Here is a 20,411-nt window from a genome sequence, read left to right on the forward strand (position 1 = left end):
ATCCGTGGGTATGCCGGAGGCAATATGTGAAGGACCTGTGAAGGTCCCTGGTGACGCACGCCGTCCCGGCCAAGGTTTCGTGTGGAAGATGCTGAGCGGATGGGGGCGTTCCAGTGAGCGGCAACGGCGCAAGCGGAACGAACGAGGATGCTGTTGCGCGCAACGACCAGCTGACCTCGTGGTTCGTCCGCAGCGGTTGGTCCAAGGGTGAACTCGCCCGACAGGTCAACCGTCGGGCGCGCCAGATGGGTGCCCACCACATCAGCACGGACACCTCCCGGGTGCGCCGCTGGCTCGACGGTGAACAGCCCCGCGAGCCCGTCCCGCGCATCCTGTCCGAGCTGTTCTCCGAGCGCTTCGGCTCCGTCGTCGCCATCGAGCAGCTCGGCCTGCGCACCGCCCACCAGACCCCCTCCGTCTCCGGGGTCGACCTGCCCTGGGCCGGTCCGCAGACCGTCGAGCTCCTCGGTGAGTTCTCCCGCAGCGACCTGATGCTGGCGCGCCGCGGATTCCTCGGGCCCTCGCTCGCCCTCTCCGCCGGCCCCGCCCTGATCGAGCCCATGCAGCGCTGGCTCGTCCCGGCCCCGGCCGCCGACCCGGGACCGCGCGGGGCGGGGTCGACGGGGGCCCTCGGCGGCCACCGCCCGCCCCGGCTCTCCGATCCGGAACTCGACCTCCTCGACGCCACCACCGTCATGTTCCGCCAGTGGGACGCCCAGTGCGGCGGCGGACTGCGCCGCAAGGCCGTCGTGGGCCAGCTCCACGAGGTCACCGACCTGCTCCACGAGAACCACCCGGCCCCGGTCATGAAGCGGCTCTTCAAGGTCGCCGCCGAACTCGCCGAACTGGCCGGCTGGATGAGCTACGACATCGGCCTGCACCCCACCGCGCAGAAGTACTTCGTGCTCGCGCTGCACGCCGCCAAGGAGGCCGGCGACAAGCCCCTCGGCTCGTACATCCTCTCGGGCATGAGCCGCCAGATGATCCACCTGGGGCGCCCCGAGGACGCGCTGGAACTGGTCCACCTCGCGCAGTACGGAAGCCGCGACTGCGCCGGCCCGCGCACCCAGGCCATGCTGTATGCGATGGAGGCCCGCGCGTACGCCAACATGGGCCAACCCAGCCGCTGCAAGCGGGCCGTGCGGATGGCCGAGGACACCTTCTCCGACGTCGGCTTCGCGGGCGAGCCCGAACCCGACTGGATCCGCTTCTTCTCCGAGGCCGAGCTGAACGGCGAGAACTCCCACTCGTACCGGGACCTGGCCTATGTGGCCGGGCGCAGCCCCATGTACGCCTCCCTCGCCGAGCCCGTCATGGAGCGGGCCGTCGAGCTCTTCGAGAAGGACGAGGAGCACCAGCGCTCCTACGCCCTCAACCTCATCGGCATGGCCACCGTGCACCTGCTCCAGCGCGAGCCCGAGCAGGCCGCGGTCCTCGTCGACCGAGCGCTCGACGTGGCGGGAAAGGTGCGGTCCGAACGGGTGAACACCCGTCTGCGCAAGACCGTGGACGCCGCCGCCCGTGAGTACGGCGACGTCGCCGAGGTGGTCCGGCTCACCGACCACCTCGCCTCCCGGCTCCCCGAAGCCGCGGAGGCCGTCTGACGGCCCACGCGGCCGCCCCCGAGGCCCCGGCCGCGGCAGTCACCCCGTGAAGCCCGATCAGGCTCCCCCAGCCAGGACATCCGGGTCACTGCCGCGGCCGGCTTTCGTGATCCACCTGTTCATTGACGCGTAACACGCCCGCCCTCTTCGTCACGGGCGCGAAACACCGAGCGGCGCCGCCGGAAACCGGCCTGCGCGAATCTCAGGGTCATTAACCGGCCGGCCTCCCCAGCCAGGCCGGACACCCCCTTTTACGCCGCTCAGGTTTTCACGATCGCCCGCACGCGAACGTACCGACGACGAGGAGACGCCGATGGCATCAGCCATCACGACCCTCGCGGCAGACGCCCCGACGCTGTCTGCCGCGAACACCGGGTTCATGCTCATCTGCTCCGCCCTGGTCATGCTGATGACCCCGGGACTCGCCTTCTTCTACGGAGGCATGGTCCGCGTCAAGAGCAGCCTCAACATGCTGATGATGAGCTTCATCAGCCTCGGGATCGTCACGATCCTGTGGGTCCTCTACGGCTTCAGCCTCGCCTTCGGCACCGACTCCGGCTCCCTCATCGGCTGGAACTCCGACTACGTCGGCCTCAGCGGCATCGGGATCACCGAGCTGTGGGACGGCTACACCATCCCGGTGTACGTCTTCGCCGTCTTCCAGCTGATGTTCGCCGTGATCACCCCGGCCCTGATCAGCGGCGCGCTCGCCGACCGCGTGAAATTCGGCGCCTGGGTCCTGTTCACCGCCCTGTGGGTCACCGTCGTCTACTTCCCCGTCGCCCACTGGGTCTGGGGCGCCGGCGGCTGGCTCTTCGAGCTCGGCGTCATCGACTTCGCGGGCGGCACCGCGGTCCACATCAACGCGGGCGCCGCCGCCCTCGGCGTGATCCTGGTCATCGGCAAGCGCGTCGGCTTCAAGAAGGACCCGATGCGCCCGCACAGCCTCCCGCTCGTGATGCTCGGCGCCGGTCTCCTGTGGTTCGGCTGGTTCGGCTTCAACGCGGGCTCCTGGCTCGGCAACGACGACGGCGTCGGCGCGGTCATGTTCGTCAACACCCAGGTCGCCACCGCCGCCGCCATGCTCGCCTGGCTCGGCTACGAGAAGCTGCGCCACGGCTCCTTCACCACCCTGGGCGCCGCCTCCGGCGCGGTCGCAGGCCTCGTCGCGATCACCCCCTCGGGCGGTGCGGTCAGCCCGCTCGGCGCGATCGCCGTCGGCGCGATCGCCGGTCTGCTGTGCGCCATGGCCGTGGGCCTGAAGTACAAGTTCGGCTACGACGACTCCCTCGACGTGATCGGCGTCCACCTCGTCGGCGGTGTCGTCGGCTCCCTGCTCGTCGGCCTCTTCGCCACCGGCGGGGTCCAGTCCGACGTGGCCGGCCTCTTCTACGGCGGCGGTCTGGAACAGCTCGGCAAGCAGGCCATCGGAGTCTTCGCCGTCCTCGCCTACTCTCTGGTGGCATCGGCGCTCCTCGCCTTCCTCCTCGACAAGACGATCGGGATGCGGGTCTCCGAGGACGACGAGGTCGCCGGCATCGACCAGGTCGAGCACGCCGAGACGGCCTACGACTTCAGCGGAGCCGGCGGCGGAGCCGCCTCGCGGAGCACCGCTGCCCCCGCCCCCTCCGCCGCGAGCAAGAAGGTCGACGCATGAAGCTGATCACCGCGATCGTCAAGCCCCACAAGCTGGACGAGATCAAGGAAGCCCTCCAGGCCTTCGGAGTCCAGGGACTCACGGTCACCGAGGCCAGCGGCTACGGCCGCCAGCGCGGCCACACCGAGGTCTACCGCGGCGCCGAGTACCAGGTCGACCTCGTCCCCAAGATCCGCATCGAGGTCCTGGTCGACGACTCCGACGCCGAGGAACTGATCCGGGTGATCGTGAGCGCGGCGGCCACCGGAAAGATCGGCGACGGCAAGGTGTGGAGCGTCCCCGTGGACTCCGTCGTACGGGTCCGCACCGGCGAGCGCGGCGCTGACGCGCTCTAGCTGACAGGAGCCCTGGGTGACGAGCGTCGAAGAGAACACGGACCACACGGCCGACTCGGGACCCAGCGGATACGCCGCGGCCCGGCTGCGACTCCTCCAGGAGGAGTCGCGGTCCGGGCCTTCGCGCCGTTCCGCCCTGGCCGGGCTGACCGACGAATGGCTGAACGCCCTGTTCACGACCGCCGTACGGGAGACGGGCGTCCGCGGTGCCACGCTGGTGGCCGTCGGCGGCTACGGGCGCGCCGAACTCTCCCCGCGCAGCGACCTCGACCTGGTGCTGCTGCACGACGGCAAGGCCGAGCCGCAGGCGCTGAGCGCCCTCGCCGACCGCCTCTGGTACCCGGTGTGGGACCTGGGCCTCGCCCTGGACCACTCGGTACGGACCCCCGGCGAGGCCCGCCGGACCGCCGCCGAGGACCTCAAGGCGCACCTCGGCCTGCTGGACGCCCGCACCGTCGCCGGGGACGCCGGACTCCTCGCCGGCCTGCGCACCTCCGTACTGGCCGACTGGCGCAACCAGGCGGCCGAGCGGCTCCCGGAACTGCACTCCCTGTGCCGCGAGCGGGCCGAGCGGGCCGGGGAACTGCGCTTCCTGCTCGAACCCGACCTCAAGGAGGCCCGCGGGGGACTGCGCGACGCCACCGCGCTGCGGGCCGTCGCCGCGTCCTGGCTGGCCGACGCCCCGCGCGAGGGCCTCGCCGAGGCCCGGCGGCGGCTCCTCGACGCCCGGGACGCCCTGCACCTGGTCACCGGCCGGGCCACCGACCGGCTCTCCCTCCAGGAACAGGACCAGGTCGCCGCCCGGCTCGGACTCCTCGACGCGGACGCGCTGCTGCGCGAGGTGTACGAGGCCGCCCGGGTCGTCGCCTACGCCGGCGACGTGACCTGGCGGGAGGTGGGCCGCGTCCTACGCGCCCGCGCCGCCCGGCCCCGGCTCCGCGGACTGCTGGGCAGCCGCGGCGACCGGGTACCCGCGCGGGCACCCCTCGCCGAGGGCGTGGTGGAGTCCGACGGCGAGGCCGTGCTGGCCCTGGCCGCACGACCCGACCGCGATCCCGTCCTCGCCCTACGCTTCGGCGCGGCCGCCGCTCAGGCGGGTCTGCCCGTCTCCCTGCACGCCGTACGCAGACTCGCGGCGCAGGGCAAACCGCTCCCGGTGCCCTGGCCGGCCGAGGCCCGCGAGCAGCTGCTGACCCTGCTGGGAGCGGGGGAGCCCACGGTGGCCGTCTGGGAGGCCTTGGAGGCCGAAGGCCTGATCACCCGGCTGCTCCCGGACTGGGAGCGGGTGCGCTGCCGCCCCCAGCGCAATCCCGTCCACACCTGGACCGTGGACCGGCACCTGATCGAGACGGCGGTACGGGCCTCCGCCCTCACCCGCCGGGTCGGCCGCCCCGACCTGCTGCTGATGGCCGCGCTCCTGCACGACATCGGCAAGGGCTGGCCCGGCGACCACTCGGTGGCCGGCGAGACCATCGCCCGCGACGTCGCCGCCCGCGTCGGCTTCGACCCGCACGACGTCGCCGTCCTGGGGGCGCTCGTACGGCACCACCTGCTGCTGATCGACACCGCCACCCGGCGCGACCTGGACGACCCGGCCACCGTCCGCGCGGTCGCCGACGCCGTGCGCTCGGTGGGCACGCTGGAGATACTGCACGCCCTGACCGAGGCGGACGCCCTGGCCACCGGGCCGGCCGCGTGGAGCGCCTGGCGTGGATCCCTCGTGGCGGACCTCGTCGCGCGGGTCGCCGCCGTACTGCGCGGCACGACCCCGGCGGCCGGCGAACCGGAGATCCCGACCACCGAACAGGAACGCCTGGCCGTCGAGGCCCTGCGCACCGGGGAACCGGTCCTGGCGCTCCAGGCCCGCCAGGAGGAGGACGCGGTCGGCGTGGACCTCGTCGTCGCCGTCCCCGACCAGCCGGGGGTCCTCCCGGCCGTGGCCGGGGTGCTGGCCCTGCACCGGCTCACGGTGCGGGACGCCGATCTGCGCTCCATGGAGCTCCCGGACCGACTCGGTGAGGTCCTGGTGCTGAGCTGGCGGGTGGCCGCGGAGTACGGCGCGCTGCCGCAGGCCGCCCGGCTCCGTACCGACCTGGTCCGCGCCCTGGACGGCTCGCTGGACGTCCCGGCGAAGCTTGCCGACCGCGAGGCGGCCTACCCGCGCCGGCGCGGGGTGGTCCCGCCGCCGCCCCGGGTCACCGTGGTACCGGACGTCTCCGCCCTGGCCACGGTCCTGGAGGTGCGCGCACCGGACGCCGTGGGCCTGCTCCACCGGATCGGCCGGGCGCTGGAGTCCGGGGGCGTCCGGGTCCGCAGCGCGCACGTCTCCACGCTGGGCGCGAACGCGGTGGACACGCTGTACGTGACCACCCCCGAGGGCAAGCCCCTGGACCCCGCGGACGCGACCGCCCTCGCCGGGCTGGTGGCCGCCGCCCTGTCCTGAGGGGGGCCGCTGCGCGGGGCGGTCCCCTACCCGCCCTTCCACCGTTCCCCTGGGCTCCGCCCCGGACCCCCGCGCCTCACACGCCGGCGGGGCCGCAATGTCCGCCGCAAACCCGGCCTGCCCGGCGTTTCGAGGGCCGGGGTCCGGGGCGGAGCCCCGGGGAAAGCCGCCCGCAGGGCCGGATGGGCGGCCGGGGCGGATACCCTGGGGGACGACCACAACGCCCCCGACCCGAGGAATCGCGACCACCGTGTTCGATACGCTCTCCGACCGCTTGGCGAATACCTTCAAGGGCCTGCGCGGCAAAGGCCGGCTGTCCGAGGCTGACATCGACTCCGCGGCCCGGGAAATCCGTATCGCGCTCCTCGAGGCCGACGTCGCCCTCCCCGTCGTCCGCTCCTTCATCGCGAACGTCAAGGAACGCGCGCGCGGTGAAGAGGTCAGCAAGGCCCTGAACCCGGGCCAGCAGGTCCTGAAGATCGTCAACGACGAGCTCGTGACGATCCTCGGCGGCGAGACCCGGCGGCTGCGGTTCGCCAAGACCGCCCCCACCGTGATCATGCTGGCCGGTCTCCAGGGTGCCGGTAAGACCACCCTCGCCGGAAAGCTCGGCCTCTGGCTGAAGGGGCAGGGCCATGCCCCGCTGCTGGTCGCGTGCGACCTCCAGCGCCCCAACGCCGTCAACCAGCTGAGCGTCGTCGCCGAGCGCGCCGGCGTGGCCGTGTACGCGCCCCAGCCCGGCAACGGCGTCGGCGACCCGGTCCAGGTCGCGAAGGACTCCGTCGAGTACGCGCGGACCAAGCAGTTCGACATCGTCATCGTCGACACCGCCGGCCGCCTCGGCATCGACTCCGAGCTGATGCAGCAGGCCGCGGACATCCGTGACGCCGTCAGCCCCGACGAGATCCTCTTCGTCGTCGACGCCATGATCGGCCAGGACGCGGTCAACACCGCGGAGGCCTTCCGCGACGGTGTCGGCTTCGACGGCGTCGTGCTCTCCAAGCTCGACGGTGACGCCCGAGGCGGTGCCGCGCTCTCCATCGCGCACGTCACCGGCAAGCAGATCATGTTCGCCTCGAACGGCGAGAAGCTCGACGAGTTCGACGCGTTCCACCCCGACCGCATGGCGGGCCGGATCCTCGACATGGGTGACATGCTCACCCTCATCGAGCAGGCCGAGAAGACCTTCTCGCAGGCCGAGGCCGAGAAGATGGCGGCCAAGCTCGCCAAGGGTCCCAAGGAGTTCACGCTCGACGACTTCCTGGCCCAGATGGAGCAGGTCCGCAAGATGGGCTCCATCTCCAAGCTGCTCGGCATGCTGCCCGGCATGGGGCAGATCAAGGACCAGATCAACAACATCGACGAGCGCGACGTCGACCGCATGGCCGCGATCATCAAGTCGATGACCCCGGGCGAGCGCCAGGACCCGACGATCATCAACGGCTCGCGCCGCGCCCGTATCGCCAAGGGTTCCGGTGCCGAGGTCAGCGCGGTCAAGTCGCTGGTCGAGCGGTTCTTCGACGCCCGCAAGATGATGTCCCGCATGGCCCAGGGCGGCGGCATGCCGGGCATGCCCGGCATCCCCGGGATGGGCGGCGGCCCCGGCCGGCAGAAGAAGCAGGTCAAGCAGGCCAAGGGCAAGCGCAAGAGCGGCAACCCGATGAAGCGCAAGGAAGAGGAGGCCGCAGCCGCGGCCCGCCGTGAGCAGGGCCCGCAGGCGATCGAGCCCGCGGCCGGCGGCAACCCCTTCGGCCTTCCGGCGGGCGGCCAGAACGGCGGGGACTTCGACCTGCCGGACGAGTTCAAGAAGTTCATGAAGTAGCACCCGCGCACGTGGGTGATCCGGGCCCCGGCCGTGTTCGCACGGTCGGGGCCCTGCTGTTCTCCGCCGGCGCGACGGCCCGATTTATCCCTTATGGTCGGCCGGGAGGATGGCAGAAGGAGGCGCCCCGTGCCCAGCCCCACCCCCGTACCTCCCCGCGACAGGGCCGACACGCCATGGCGCTCGGAAGGCGCACCGCCCGCCGCCGCGCCGAAGCGGCGGATGCCCGGCGGCTGGCGGGGGCTGATCCTCACCGCGCTGATCGTCTACCTGCTGGCCAACCTGGTGCTCTCGTTCTTCAACGAGGGGGACGAGCCGACGATCTCGTACACCGAGTTCAGCAAGCAGGTCGCCGCCGGCAACGTCTCGAAGATCTACTCCAAGGGCGACGCCATCCAGGGCGAGCTCAAGGCGAAGCAGCCACTACCCGACGGCGACAAGGGCGACTACACCAAGTTCGTCACCCAGCGCCCGGCCTTCGCCGACGACGCGCTGTGGGCCGACCTCACCAAGCAGAACGTCACCGTCACCGCCTCCCCGGTCGTCGTACAGCGCAGCTTCCTCGCCAACCTGCTGCTCTCCCTCGCCCCGATGCTGCTGCTGGTCCTCCTGTGGGTGGTCATCGCCCGCCGGATGGGATCCGGGGCGGGCGGCATGGGCGCACTGGGTCGCAAGGCCCCACCCAAGCCGGTGGAGCTCCAGACGGGCGCCCGCCGCACCACCTTCGAGGACGTGGCGGGCATCGACGAGGTCGAAGGGGAGCTCAACGATGTCGTCGACTTCCTCAAGAACCCGCAGGAGTACCGGAAGATGGGCGCCCGGATGCCCGGCGGAGTCCTGCTCTCCGGTCCGCCCGGCACCGGTAAGACCCTGCTGGCGCGGGCGGTCGCTGGCGAGGCCGGGGTGCCCTTCTTCTCCGCCTCCGCCTCCGAGTTCATCGAGATGATCGTCGGGGTCGGCGCCTCCCGGGTGCGCGAACTGTTCACCGAGGCGCGCAAGGTCGCCCCCGCCATCATCTTCATCGACGAGATCGACACCATCGGGCGGGCCCGCGGCGGCGGCAACGCCATGGGCGGCCACGACGAACGCGAACAGACCCTCAACCAGATCCTCACCGAGATGGACGGCTTCTCCGGCTCGGAGGGCGTGATCGTGCTCGCGGCCACCAACCGCGCGGACGTGCTGGACCCGGCGCTCACCCGCCCCGGCCGCTTCGACCGCATGGTGGTCGTCTCCCCGCCCGACCGGGTCGGCCGCGAGGCCATCCTGCGCATCCACACCCGCGACATCCCGCTCGCCGAAGGCGTCGACCTGGGCCACGTGGCCCGCACCACCCCCGGGATGACCGGCGCGGACCTGGCCAACCTGGCGAACGAGGCCGCGTTGCTGGCCGTCAAACGCCGGCAGACGCAGGTGACCCGGGCGGACCTGTCCGACGCCCTGGAGAAGGTCCAACTGGGCGCCGAGCGCCCCCTGGTCATGCCGGAGGAGGAGCGCCGCCGCACCGCCTACCACGAGAGCGGCCACGCCCTGCTGGGCATGCTCCAGCCGGGCGCCGACCCGGTCCGCAAGATCACGATCGTGCCCCGCGGCCGCGCGCTGGGCGTCACCCTCTCGACCCCGGACGCGGACCGCTACGCCTACACCGAGCCGTACCTGCGCGGCCGCATCATCGGCGCGCTCGGCGGCATGGCGGCCGAGCACGTCGTCTACGACGTCATCACCACCGGCGCCGAGAACGACCTGGAGCAGGTGACCAACATCGTCCGCGGCATGGTCGGCCGCTGGGGCATGAGCGAACGGATCGGCCGCCTCACCGCGATCCCCTCCGACGGACAGGGCCCCTACGGACTCTCCGCCGCCCCCGCCACCCTCGACGCGGTCGACCACGAGATGCGGCGCATCGTGGACGAGTGCTATCTGGAGGCCTGCCGCCTGCTGCGCGAGCACCGGCCGCAGTTGGACGCCCTGGCGCACGCCCTCCTCGCCAACGAGACCCTCGACGAACCGGCCGCCTACGCCGCCGCGGGCATCGCGCGGCTGACGAAGGGGCACGGCACCGACTGAGGAGCGGAAACCGCCGTCAGTCCACCCGGGCGATCACGTACCGGAAGATGTTCGGCAGCCACACGGCGCCGTCCGGTCGCTCGAACGGGTGAAGCGCCTCGGCCAGCTCCTTCTCCGCCAGTACGGAATCGGCCGGTTCGAAGGGCGCGGCGCAGGCCGCTCCGCCGGGGCCGCCCGCACCGGGGTAGAGGCCGGTCGACAGCAGCCCACGTACCGCGCTGTCCACGTCCGCGTACCCGAACGGGCAGAACACCCGCCCGGAACCGTCCGGCCGCAGCCCGGCCCCCTCCACCAGCGCGTCCAGGTCGCGCGGCGCGGGCCCGCCGCCGAGGACCGAGGGCACCGTGCAGCGCTCCGCGGGGCCCCAGTCGGCCAGCACCACCGCCCCGCCGCGGCGGACCGCGGGCAGGGCCGCCGCCAGAGCCGCGGGGGCCGGGGAGAAGGCGAGCAGGGCGTCGTACGGGCGCGGCGGGCCCTGCGGCCCCGGCGGAGCCGCCAGGACCTCCAGCAGCCGTTCGCGGGCCAGGGCCCGCCGGGCCGGATCCGCCTCCACACCCGTGGCCACGGCTCCCCGCCCGGCCGCGAGCAGCAGGGCCAGGCCGGCCCCGCAGTCCAGGCCGAGCAGCCGGTCTCCCGGCCCGACCTCCAACCGGTCGTAGACCGCTTCGTACAGCGGCACGAGCATCCGTTCCTGGATCTCCGCCCAGTCCCGGGCTACGAGCGTCGCCGTCGGCGTCGGTGTCATCGAAAGAGCGCTCCTGATTCCGTCTCGCCCCCTTGCCCCCGTTGCCAGAGAACTCCCCATTCGCCCCCGCGTCCAGAGGAGCGCGCCACCCGATTCACGCATCGTGTGCCGGGCGCCGTACGATTCGCGGCATGGCAAAGGCACCCGTTCTCACCCCGCAGGCGGAGGATTTCCCCCGCTGGTACCAGGATCTGATCAACAAGGCCGAGCTGGCCGACAACGGTCCGGTCCGAGGCACCATGGTCATCCGACCGTACGGCTACGGCCTGTGGGAGCGGATGCAGCAGGAGATGGACGCGCGCATCAAGGACGCGGGCGCCCAGAACGCGTACTTCCCGCTGTTCATCCCGCAGTCGTACCTGACGAAGGAAGCCGAGCACGTCGAGGGCTTCGCCCCCGAGCTCGCGGTCGTCACGCACGGCGGCGGCAAGGAGCTGGAAGAGCCGGTCGTCGTCCGGCCCACCTCCGAGACGATCATCAACGACTACTTCTCCAAGTGGGTCCAGAGCTACCGCGACCTGCCCCTGCTGATCAACCAGTGGGCCAACGTGGTCCGCTGGGAGATGCGCCCGCGCGTGTTCCTCCGTACGAGCGAGTTCCTCTGGCAGGAGGGCCACACCGCCCACGCCACCTACGAGGACGCCCGCGACTACGCCGCCCGCATCCACACGGACGTCTACGGCGACTTCATGACGAACGTGCTCGGCATCGACGTCGTGCTCGGCCGCAAGACCGCCAAGGAGCGCTTCGCCGGCGCCATCAACACCCTCACCCTCGAGGGCATGATGGGCGACGGCAAGGCCCTGCAGCTGGGTACGAGCCACGAGCTCGGCACCAACTTCGCCAAGGCCTTCAACACGCAGTACCTGTCGAAGGAAGGCAAGCAGGAGCTCGTCTGGCAGACCTCGTGGGGCGTCTCGACCCGCATGGTCGGCGGCCTGATCATGTCCCACGGCGACGACAACGGCCTGCGGGTCCCGCCGCGTCTGGCCCACGTCCAGGTCGTCGTCATGGCGATCAAGGGCGACGAGGCCGTGGCCAAGGTCCGCGAGCTGGGTGCCCAGCTGAAGGCCGCCGGCCTGCGGGTGCAGGTCGACGACCGCGTCGACACCCCCTTCGGCCGCCGCGCCGTGGACTGGGAGCTCAAGGGCGTACCGGTCCGCATCGAGATCGGCCCCCGCGACCTGGAGGCCGGCACCGCGATGCTGGCCCGCCGGATCCCGGGCGGCAAGACCCCCGTGCAGATCGACGCCCTGGCCGACCTGCTGCCCAAGGTGCTCGACGAGGACCAGGCGCAGCTGCTGCGCGAGTCCCGCGAGCGCCGGCTGGCCCGTACGTCCGACGTCGCGACCATCGGGGAGGCCGCCGAGGCCGCCGTCGCCGGTGGCTGGGCGCGGATCCCGTGGGCGGACCTCGGTCCCGAGGGCGAGGCGAAGCTGGCCGAGCAGGCCGTCTCCGTGCGCTGCCTGATCGCCGAGGACGGGTCGGTCCCGGAGACGGACGACGCCCCCGGTACGCTCGCGATCGTCGCGCGCTCGTACTGATCGGGCCCACCGGCTCGTGTGCCCCGGCGTGCGGCTCGTGCCGCGCGCCGGGGCCGGTTCATGTCGGCCGACCGGGGTCCACCCGGTCGATTTGGTCGACGTTACGTACCGACTCCTCCTGAGATCGGCGCACCCGTCCTCGTCAGGACGCATGAGTGTGAACTGACTGGTACGTGCAAAAAATTTGGAATGGCCCGGAATCGGAACACCCGGGCACCTCGGCTCGTTGTCACGACGTGAGCACGACACCACCTGTTCTCGCCGCAGAGCTGGCGCAGGCGTGGGCCGATATTCAGCGGTACCACCCCGAGCTGCCTGACCTTGCCGCGCCCGAGTCCCTGATCGGAGAGTCCTCGTCCGCCTGCGGCGCCGAACTCTCCTTCGAGCGACTGCTGCACGAGGCAGTCCACGGCATCGCCGCCGCCCGCGGTGTCCGTGACACCTCGCGCGCCGGCCGCTACCACAACCGCAGATTCCTCGCGATCGCCGAGGAAATGGGGCTGGACCACTCCGAGGAGCCGCACGCGAGCAGCGGCTTCTCCTTGGTCACGCTCAATCCGGAGGCGAAGCGGCGCTACCGGCCCACCATGGAGCGGCTGCAGCGCGCGCTGAAGGCGCACACGGCCGCGACCGCGGCCGACACCAAGCGCAGCTTCCGGGGACCGGCCGCCCGGCACGGCTCCTCCGGTGGCGGCGTGCGCGTCAAGGCGGTCTGCGACTGCGGGCGCAACGTACGGGTCGTCCCCTCCGTGCTGGCCCAGGCGCCGATCGTGTGCGGCGGCTGCATGAAGCCCTTCCGGATCCCCGACGTGGCCATCGCGGCGGCCTCCTGACCGCCTTCCCCGTCGCCGTCGGGGCCACCGCCCCACGGCCAGGCGGGCGCCGGGCCATCGCCCCCACCGGGGCGGCCGCCGCCGGCGCGCGTGGGTGACCCGTACCGCCGTATCCCCGGCGGGCACCGGTCCTGCCCGCCCGGCTGAGCGCGCCGCAGGCGTATGGCACAATGGCTAGCTGTACTCGACAGTCGCATAGGACCCCTCTCTCCTCCGGCTGACGCGTCCATCGGGCACCCGAGTACCGCAACCCCACGTGGCATCTCATGTGCCCAACCACGTCAAGTTCAGGAGACACCACTCCAGTGGCAGTCAAGATCAAGCTCAAGCGCCTCGGCAAGATTCGCCAGCCGCACTACCGCATCGTCGTCGCCGACGCCCGTACCCGTCGGGACGGTCGCGCGATCGAAGAGATCGGTATCTACCACCCGACCTACAACCCGTCGCGCATCGAGGTCAACGCCGAGCGTGCGCAGTACTGGCTGTCCGTCGGCGCCCAGCCCACCGAGGCTGTGCTCGCCATCCTGAAGCTGACCGGTGACTGGCAGGCCCACAAGGGTCTCCCCGCCCCCGCGCCGCTCCTGCAGCCGGCGACGAAGGAGAGCAAGCGTCGCTCCTTCGACGAGTTCGCCAAGGCCCTCGAGGGCATCGGCGAGGGCAAGGGCGAGGCCATCACGCAGAAGGCCAAGAAGGCTGACAAGAAGGCGGACGAGGCTGAGGCCGCCGCCGAGTCGACCGAGGCCTGAGCATGCTCGAGGAGGCTCTTGAGCACCTCGTGAAGGGCATTGTGGACAACCCCGACGAAGTGCAGGTCGCCTCGCGCAACCTGCGCCGCGGGCAGGTGCTCGAGGTCCGGGTTCACCCCGACGACCTCGGCAAGGTGATCGGCCGTAACGGCCGCACCGCGCGCGCCCTGCGTACCGTCGTGGGCGCCATCGGCGGCCGCGGGATCCGTGTCGACCTCGTCGACGTGGACCAGGTCCGCTGAGCAGTTGATTCACCGGCACGGGCCGGGGAGGGCGATGGTTGCCCGCCCCGGCCCGTGTCGTTTCTGCCCCCGGGCAGGAGCGACCATTGATGTGAGCAACCACGCCGCAGTAAGGGAAGAGCACAGTGGAGTTGGTAGTCGCGCGGATCGGCCGCGCCCACGGCATCAAGGGTGAGGTCACCGTCGAGGTGCGCACCGACGAGCCGGAGCTGCGACTGAGTCCCGGCGCCGTGCTCAGGACGGAGCCCGCGACGGCGGGACCGCTGACGATCGAGACGGGCCGCGTGCACAGCGGGCGGCTGCTGCTCCGCTTCGCGGGCGTCAAGGACCGCACCGGAGCCGAGGCGCTGCGCAACATCCTCCTGATCGCCGAGGTGGACCCGGCGGAGCTCCCGGAGGAGCCCGACGAGTACTACGACCACCAGCTGATGGACCTGGACGTGGTGCTGGAGGACGGCACCGAGATCGGCCGGATCACCGAGATCTCCCACCTGCCCTCGCAGGACCTCTTCATCGTCGAGCGGCCGGACGGCACCGAGGTGATGATCCCCTTCGTGGAGGAGATCGTCGCCGAGATCGACCTGGAGGAGCAGCGGTGCGTCATCACCCCGCCGCCCGGGCTGATCGACGAGCGTGACGCTGTCGTCGTCTCCAGCCGGGACGAGGACGACGCGGACGCCGAGGACGCCGCGCACTCCGGGGACGACGCCTGATGCGTCTGGACGTCGTCACGATCTTCCCCGAGTACCTGGATCCGCTGAACGTCTCCCTCGTCGGCAAGGCGCGCGCCCGCGGGCAGCTCGACGTACACGTGCACGACCTGCGGGAGTGGACGTACGACCGGCACAACACGGTGGACGACACCCCGTACGGCGGCGGTCCCGGCATGGTCATGAAGACCGAGCCGTGGGGCGAGGCCCTGGACTCCGCGCTGGCCGACGGCTACGAGGCGGGCGCGCACGGCCCCGTCATGGTCGTCCCCACCCCCAGCGGCCGGCCCTTCACCCAGGAACTGGCCGTCGAGCTCTCCGAGCGGCCCTGGCTGATCTTCACGCCGGCCCGGTACGAGGGCATCGACCGCCGGGTCATGGACGAGTACGCCACGCGCATGCCGGTGTACGAGGTCTCCATCGGCGACTACGTGCTGGCAGGCGGCGAGGCCGCCGTGCTGGTGGTCACCGAGGCCGTGGCCCGGCTGCTGCCCGGGGTGCTCGGCAACGCCGAGTCGCACCGCGACGACTCCTTCGCGCCCGGCGAGATGGCGAATCTGCTGGAGGGGCCCGTCTACACCAAGCCCCCGGTGTGGCGCGGCCGCGACATCCCCGAGGTGCTGCTCAGCGGGCACCACGGGAAGATCGCCCGCTGGCGCCGGGACGAGGCCTTCCGTCGGACCGCGCAGAACCGCCCCGACCTGATCGAGCGCTGCGAGGCCGCCGGCTTCGACAAGAAGGACCGGGAGATCCTCTCCGTCCTGGGCTGGCAGCCGTCCGCCGACGGCCGATTTTGGCGCAGGGCCGAGGCCGTGGAAGAATAGGCGGCTGCTGTGTGCTCGCGGGCGCCCCTGCCACAGGGGGACCGTCGTCCGTCGGGTCCCGCAGCTCCCGAATTCTCTACGGAAACCCGCATCGGCGACCTGTGGCGTCATGCGAAGAAAGCAGACGAAGAACATGTCTCACCTGCTCGACGGCGTCAACGCCGCCACGCTCCGCTCGGACGTCCCGGGCTTCCGCCCGGGTGACACCATCAACGTGCACGTCCGCGTGATCGAGGGCAACCGCTCCCGTATCCAGCAGTTCAAGGGCGTAGTCATCCGCCGCCAGGGTGCCGGTGTCTCCGAGACCTTCACCGTGCGCAAGGTGTCCTTCAGCGTCGGCGTGGAGCGTACCTTCCCGGTCCACTCCCCGATCTTCGAGAAGATCGAGCTCGTCACCCGCGGTGACGTTCGCCGTGCCAAGCTGTACTACCTCCGTGAGCTCCGCGGCAAGGCCGCGAAGATCAAGGAGAAGCGCGACCGCTGAGGTAACTCCCGGAGTCCGGAGGCGGCCGGATAGGCTCGCCCTTGATGGACACCGAAGCACCTCACACGCAGCGCGGCCACTCGTCCCCCGAAATGGGGGACGGGCGGCCGCGTTTTGCGTTGTCCCGGGGCGGGCGAACGGCCGGTGGGCGGCCCCTGACCTGGCGCCGTGCCGGCGTGCTCGGGGTGATCTGCACCGTCTTCCTGCTGCTGTTCAGCAACTTCGTGGTCCAGCCCTTCCTGATCCCGAGCCGCTCGATGGAGCCGACGCTCCAGGTCGGGGACCGGGTACTGGTCAACAAACTGGCGTACCGGTTCGGCGAACAGCCGCGCCGCGGGGACGTGGTGGTCTTCGACGGCACGGGCTCCTTCGTACGCGAACGCCCCGAGGGCAATCCGATCGGTACGGTGCTGCACGGCGCGGCCTCGGCGCTCGGGCTGGCCGAGCCGTCCGACACCGACTTCGTGAAGCGGGTCGTGGGGGTGGGCGGTGACGACGTGGTGTGCTGCGACGCCGGCGGGCGGGTCGCGGTCAACGGCGTGCCGCTGGCGGAGCCGTACCTCCGTCCCGGAGACGCACCTTCGGCGGTGCCCTTCCGGATCGTCGTACCCCTGGGGACCCTCTGGGTCATGGGTGATCATCGTTCCCAGTCCCGGGACTCCCGGGACCACCTGGGGGAGCCGGGCGGGGGGATGGTACCTGTGGAGAAGGTGATCGGGCGGGCCGACTGGATCGGCTGGCCGCTCTCGCGCTGGGAATCCGTGGGCGGTGGCCATGGGTAGCCGCGGGCGGCCCAAGGGCGGACGGGACTGGGATTTCGAGCCCGAACCCGAGCCGGAGCCCACGCCGCCCCCGCCGATGGTCGGCGGCCGGGTGGAGGGCGGCCGGGCCGAACGGCGCCGGACGGCCCGCAAGGTGCGCCGGCGCCGCCGTACGCGCCGGGCCGGTGAGGTGCCGCTGCTGGTGGTCGTGGCGCTGTGCATCGCCCTGCTGCTCAAGACCTTCCTCGTGCAGGCCTTCTTCATTCCGTCGGGCTCGATGGAGCAGACGATCCGGATCGGCGACCGGGTCCTGGTGGACAAACTGACGCCGTGGTTCGGCTCCGAGATCCAGCGCGGCGACATCGTCGTGTTCAAGGACCCCGGCGGCTGGCTCAAGGGCGAGGCCGCCCGCCCGCCCAAGGACCCGATCGTGGTCAAGCAGATCAAGCAGGCACTGACCTTCATCGGCCTGCTGCCCTCGGCCGACGAGCAGGACCTGATCAAGCGGGTCATCGGCGTCGGCGGGGACACCGTCAAGTGCTGTGACAGCCAGGGCCGGGTCACCGTCAACGGATCGCCCCTCGATGAGCCGTACGTGAACCCCGGCAACGCTCCTTCGGACAGCACGTTCGAGGTACAGGTGCCGGAGGGCCGGCTCTTCGTGATGGGTGATCACCGCGCGAACTCCTCCGACTCCCGGTTCCACCTCGACGAGGGCTTTCAGGGCACCATCCCCGAAAGCGGGGTGGTCGGGGAGGCCGTCCTGATCGCCTGGCCCTACGGGCACTGGACCCGGCTGGAGCAGCCGGCGACCTTCCGCATGGTGCCCGATCAGGCACGGCGCGAGGGACGCGGCCGACGACGGCGCCGTCGGGGCACGCCGTTCGCATAGTGTGTCCTCGGTCTCCCGCGCCTTAGGGAACTCCCGCTCGTTAAGGGAGGGGAGGGCCCGTGCCGGATTCGGCGTGGGCGGCAATCGCGAGTGAGGAGTGGATGTGGGGGACGTGGCGGTAGGCGCACGGTCCGGACGCGACGAAGGCGAGGAGCGGCCGGACGACGCCGTCAAGCGCGAGACCGAGGAGGACGGCGATGCCAAGGAGCATGCGCAGCGGTCCTTCTGGAAGGAGCTCCCGCTCCTCATCGGTATCGCCCTGCTGCTGGCCCTGCTGATCAAGACGTTCCTGCTCCAGGCGTTCTCGATCCCGTCCGCCTCGATGCAGAACACCCTGCAGATGGGCGACCGGGTGCTGGTGGACAAGCTGACCCCGTGGTTCGGCTCCGAGCCGGAGCGCGGCGAGGTCGTCGTCTTCCACGACCCGGCGGACTGGCTGTCCGGGCAGCCCACTCCCGAGCCGAACATCTTCCAGCAGGTGCTCAGCAAGATCGGCCTGATGCCGGACGCCTCCGAGAAGGACCTGATCAAGCGGGTCATCGCGGTCGGCGGGGACACGGTCGAGTGCAAGAAGGGGGGACCGGTCGTCGTCAACGGCAAGGAGCTGGACGAGCCGTACATCTACCCCGGCAACACCGCGTGCGACGACCTCCCGTTCGGCCCGATCACCGTGCCCAAGGGCAAGGTCTGGGTCATGGGTGACCACCGGCAGAACTCCGAGGACTCCCGCTACCACCAGCAGGACTCCACCAAGGGCTTCGTCCCCGTGGACAAGGTCGTCGGGCGGGCCGTGGTGGTCGCGTGGCCGGTCACCCGTTGGGCCACCCTCCCGGTCCCGGACACCTTCGACCAGCCGGGCATCGGCAACCAGGCCGCGGCGACCGCGCTCGGTCTCGGGGCCGCCGGACTGGCCCCGGTCGGGCTCGGCCCGGCCGCGCTGGGGCTCGCCGGAGCCGTCCCGCTGGTCATGTGGCGCAGGCGGAAGCCGGCCGGCAGCCGTACCGACGGGTAGGGTGCCGCCCAGGTCGACGATCCCGAAGTGTGTGGGGGCGCTGCAATGGGCGGTACGGAAGCAATACGTGGTGGCAAGGATGGCCGCGGCGGTCTCGGCAATGTGCTGTCGGGTATCGCCGTGGCCATCGGCTTTGCGCTCTTCCTGGGCGGTTTCGTGTGGGGTGCGGTCGTCTACCGGCCCTACACGGTCCCCACCGATTCGATGATGCCCACGGTGCGGCCCGGGGACCGGGTGCTGGCGGAGCGCATCGACGGCGGCGACGTGCGCCGCGGGGACGTGATCATCTTCACCGACTCCCTGTGGAGCGACTCCCCCATGGTCAAGCGCGTCGTCGGCATCGGCGGCGATGTCGTGAAGTGCTGCGGCGCGGCGGGTGAGGTGACCGTCAACGGCGTCCCGCTGGACGAGCCCTACGCCGACACCAGCAAGCCGGAGACAGGGCTGGAGATGCCCCCCGGACAGGCCGCGCCCACGGGGACCCCCTTCGAGGTGGCGGTCCCCGAGGGCAACCTCTTCCTGCTGGGCGACCGGCGGGCCTCCTCCCTGGACTCCCGGGCCCATCTGCAGGAGGCCGGGCAGGGGACCGTGTCCCGGTCGGCCGTCAGCGCCCGTGTCGACGCCCTGGCCTGGCCCGAGATGAAGATGCTGGAGCGGCCGGCCGCGTACGAGGCCCTGCCCGGCGGGATCTCACGGTCGGGGCCGCTGCGGCTCCAGGTGATGATGGTGCTCGCCGGGGCCGTCCTGGTGGCCGCGGGGGGCGCGTACGGGCCGGTCGCCCGGGTCCTGGCGCGCGGCCGACGGCGGGAGCCGGCCGGTGTCCGCTGAGCCGGCCGCCGGGCACGGCCGCCGGAAGGTGTCACGGGTGATCCTGCTGGACCCGGCGGACCGGATCCTGCTGCTCCACGGTTTCGAACCGGCCGACCCGAGCGACGACTGGTGGTTCACCCCCGGCGGCGGACTGGAGGGGACCGAGAGCCGGGAGCAGGCGGCGCTGCGCGAGCTGGCCGAGGAGACCGGGATCACCGAGGTCGAGCTGGGCCCGGTGCTGTGGCACCGCTCCTGCTCGTTCCCGTTCGACGGGCGCCGCTGGGAACAGGACGAGTGGTACTTCCTCGCCCGGACCACCCGGACCGAGATCGAGATGAGCGGCCTCACCGAGCTGGAACGGCGCAGCGTCACCGGAGCGAGGTGGTGGACCTCCGAGGAACTTCTGGCGGCCCATGAGACGGTGTACCCGACCAGACTCGCCGAGCTGCTCCGTACGCTGCTCGACGACGGTCCTCCGGGTGAGCCGGTGGTCCTGGCCCCGGAAATCGTTTAGGGGCGCAGGGGCCTGGCGCACAATAGGGGGACGCACGGCTGAAGGGGAACATGCCATGAGTGCCGAGGACCTCGAAAAGTACGAGACCGAGATGGAGCTGAAGCTCTATCGGGAGTACCGCGACGTCGTCGGGCTGTTCAAGTATGTGATCGAGACGGAACGCCGTTTCTACCTCACGAACGACTACGAGATGCAGGTGCATTCGGTCCAGGGGGAGGTGTTCTTCGAGGTCTCCATGGCCGACGCCTGGGTCTGGGACATGTACCGGCCTGCCCGCTTCGTGAAGCAGGTACGCGTACTGACCTTCAAGGACGTGAACATCGAGGAGCTCAACAAGACCGACCTCGAACTGCCCGGCAGCTGAGC

The 20,411-nt window shown here is 71.3% G+C and carries 20 protein-coding genes; 19 read left to right on the forward strand and 1 reads right to left on the reverse strand.

Annotated features, from left to right (window positions below; translation table 11 throughout):
* The first annotated feature begins 113 nt into the window (after positions 1-113).
* The 6 genes from nsdA to ftsH all read left to right on the forward strand — a co-directional run bounded on the left by nsdA (position 114) and on the right by ftsH (position 9,928).
* On the forward strand, positions 114-1,604 hold the full coding sequence (nsdA, locus tag OG624_RS28765; RefSeq protein ID WP_033222902.1) for a transcriptional repressor NsdA: 1,491 nt from the start codon (positions 114-116) through the stop codon (positions 1,602-1,604).
* A 313-nt stretch (positions 1,605-1,917) separates the two neighbouring features.
* Positions 1,918-3,261, forward strand: a complete 1,344-nt coding sequence (locus OG624_RS28770) for an ammonium transporter (protein ID WP_033222904.1) — start codon at positions 1,918-1,920, stop codon at positions 3,259-3,261.
* A complete protein-coding gene (locus OG624_RS28775) occupies positions 3,258-3,596 on the forward strand; it encodes a P-II family nitrogen regulator (protein ID WP_030009357.1) in 339 nt (112 codons plus the stop codon). The genes OG624_RS28770 and OG624_RS28775 overlap by 4 nt, the downstream gene beginning before the upstream one ends.
* Before the next feature lie 16 nt (positions 3,597-3,612).
* Positions 3,613-6,039 (forward strand): [protein-PII] uridylyltransferase, encoded by a 2,427-nt coding sequence (locus OG624_RS28780; RefSeq protein WP_161289879.1) that lies wholly within the window; start codon positions 3,613-3,615, stop codon positions 6,037-6,039.
* Positions 6,040-6,289: 250 nt separating this feature from the next.
* Entirely contained in the window at positions 6,290-7,861 is a 1,572-nt protein-coding gene (gene ffh, locus OG624_RS28785) for a signal recognition particle protein (RefSeq protein WP_033222910.1), read from the forward strand.
* A 129-nt stretch (positions 7,862-7,990) separates the two neighbouring features.
* A complete protein-coding gene (gene ftsH / locus OG624_RS28790; RefSeq protein ID WP_371588513.1) occupies positions 7,991-9,928 on the forward strand; it encodes an ATP-dependent zinc metalloprotease FtsH in 1,938 nt (645 codons plus the stop codon).
* A gap of 16 nt (positions 9,929-9,944) precedes the next feature.
* On the opposite strand, the gene OG624_RS28795 is transcribed toward ftsH, so the two are convergent.
* Positions 9,945-10,673, reverse strand: a complete 729-nt coding sequence (locus OG624_RS28795; protein WP_033222914.1) for a hypothetical protein — start codon at positions 10,671-10,673, stop codon at positions 9,945-9,947.
* A gap of 131 nt (positions 10,674-10,804) precedes the next feature.
* Here OG624_RS28795 and proS point away from each other — a divergent pair, with 131 nt between their 5' ends.
* From proS to OG624_RS28860, 13 genes are all read left to right on the forward strand, one after another.
* Positions 10,805-12,217, forward strand: a complete 1,413-nt coding sequence (proS, locus tag OG624_RS28800; protein ID WP_030767201.1) for a proline--tRNA ligase — start codon at positions 10,805-10,807, stop codon at positions 12,215-12,217.
* Between the two features lie 236 nt (positions 12,218-12,453).
* Complete coding sequence (locus tag OG624_RS28805; protein ID WP_030718489.1) at positions 12,454-13,050, forward strand: hypothetical protein; 597 nt, start codon at positions 12,454-12,456, stop codon at positions 13,048-13,050.
* Between the two features lie 305 nt (positions 13,051-13,355).
* Positions 13,356-13,796 carry a 30S ribosomal protein S16 gene (rpsP, locus tag OG624_RS28810; RefSeq protein WP_030011890.1) on the forward strand — a complete coding sequence of 147 codons (441 nt, stop codon included), beginning with the start codon at positions 13,356-13,358 and terminating at the stop codon, positions 13,794-13,796.
* Between the two features lie 2 nt (positions 13,797-13,798).
* Positions 13,799-14,038 (forward strand): RNA-binding protein, encoded by a 240-nt coding sequence (locus tag OG624_RS28815; protein ID WP_030011889.1) that lies wholly within the window; start codon positions 13,799-13,801, stop codon positions 14,036-14,038.
* A 125-nt stretch (positions 14,039-14,163) separates the two neighbouring features.
* Complete coding sequence (gene rimM, locus OG624_RS28820; RefSeq protein ID WP_266353475.1) at positions 14,164-14,751, forward strand: ribosome maturation factor RimM; 588 nt, start codon at positions 14,164-14,166, stop codon at positions 14,749-14,751.
* Complete coding sequence (gene trmD, locus OG624_RS28825) at positions 14,751-15,572, forward strand: tRNA (guanosine(37)-N1)-methyltransferase TrmD (RefSeq protein WP_033222918.1); 822 nt, start codon at positions 14,751-14,753, stop codon at positions 15,570-15,572. The genes rimM and trmD overlap by 1 nt, the downstream gene beginning before the upstream one ends.
* Positions 15,573-15,705: 133 nt before the next feature.
* The gene (gene rplS / locus OG624_RS28830) at positions 15,706-16,056 is read left to right on the forward strand and encodes a 50S ribosomal protein L19 (RefSeq protein ID WP_371639963.1); all 351 of its coding nucleotides are present in this window, start codon (positions 15,706-15,708) and stop codon (positions 16,054-16,056) included.
* A 44-nt stretch (positions 16,057-16,100) separates the two neighbouring features.
* The gene (gene lepB / locus OG624_RS28835) at positions 16,101-16,838 is read left to right on the forward strand and encodes a signal peptidase I (RefSeq protein ID WP_033222920.1); all 738 of its coding nucleotides are present in this window, start codon (positions 16,101-16,103) and stop codon (positions 16,836-16,838) included.
* Entirely contained in the window at positions 16,831-17,709 is an 879-nt protein-coding gene (lepB, locus tag OG624_RS28840) for a signal peptidase I (protein WP_167745559.1), read from the forward strand. The genes lepB (OG624_RS28835) and lepB (OG624_RS28840) overlap by 8 nt, the downstream gene beginning before the upstream one ends.
* A gap of 112 nt (positions 17,710-17,821) precedes the next feature.
* The gene (gene lepB / locus OG624_RS28845; RefSeq protein ID WP_033223064.1) at positions 17,822-18,721 is read left to right on the forward strand and encodes a signal peptidase I; all 900 of its coding nucleotides are present in this window, start codon (positions 17,822-17,824) and stop codon (positions 18,719-18,721) included.
* Positions 18,722-18,766: 45 nt separating this feature from the next.
* Positions 18,767-19,549, forward strand: a complete 783-nt coding sequence (gene lepB, locus OG624_RS28850; RefSeq protein WP_033222921.1) for a signal peptidase I — start codon at positions 18,767-18,769, stop codon at positions 19,547-19,549.
* Positions 19,539-20,045 carry an NUDIX hydrolase gene (locus OG624_RS28855; RefSeq protein WP_371588515.1) on the forward strand — a complete coding sequence of 169 codons (507 nt, stop codon included), beginning with the start codon at positions 19,539-19,541 and terminating at the stop codon, positions 20,043-20,045. The genes lepB (OG624_RS28850) and OG624_RS28855 overlap by 11 nt, the downstream gene beginning before the upstream one ends.
* A 55-nt stretch (positions 20,046-20,100) precedes the next feature.
* Positions 20,101-20,409, forward strand: coding sequence for a DUF2469 domain-containing protein (locus tag OG624_RS28860; RefSeq protein WP_008737534.1), 309 nt, complete (start codon positions 20,101-20,103; stop codon positions 20,407-20,409).
* Positions 20,410-20,411: the final 2 nt, after the last annotated feature.

It is taken from the genome of Streptomyces virginiae, assembly GCF_041432505.1.
GTDB classification, from domain to species: Bacteria; Actinomycetota; Actinomycetes; order Streptomycetales; family Streptomycetaceae; genus Streptomyces; species Streptomyces virginiae_A.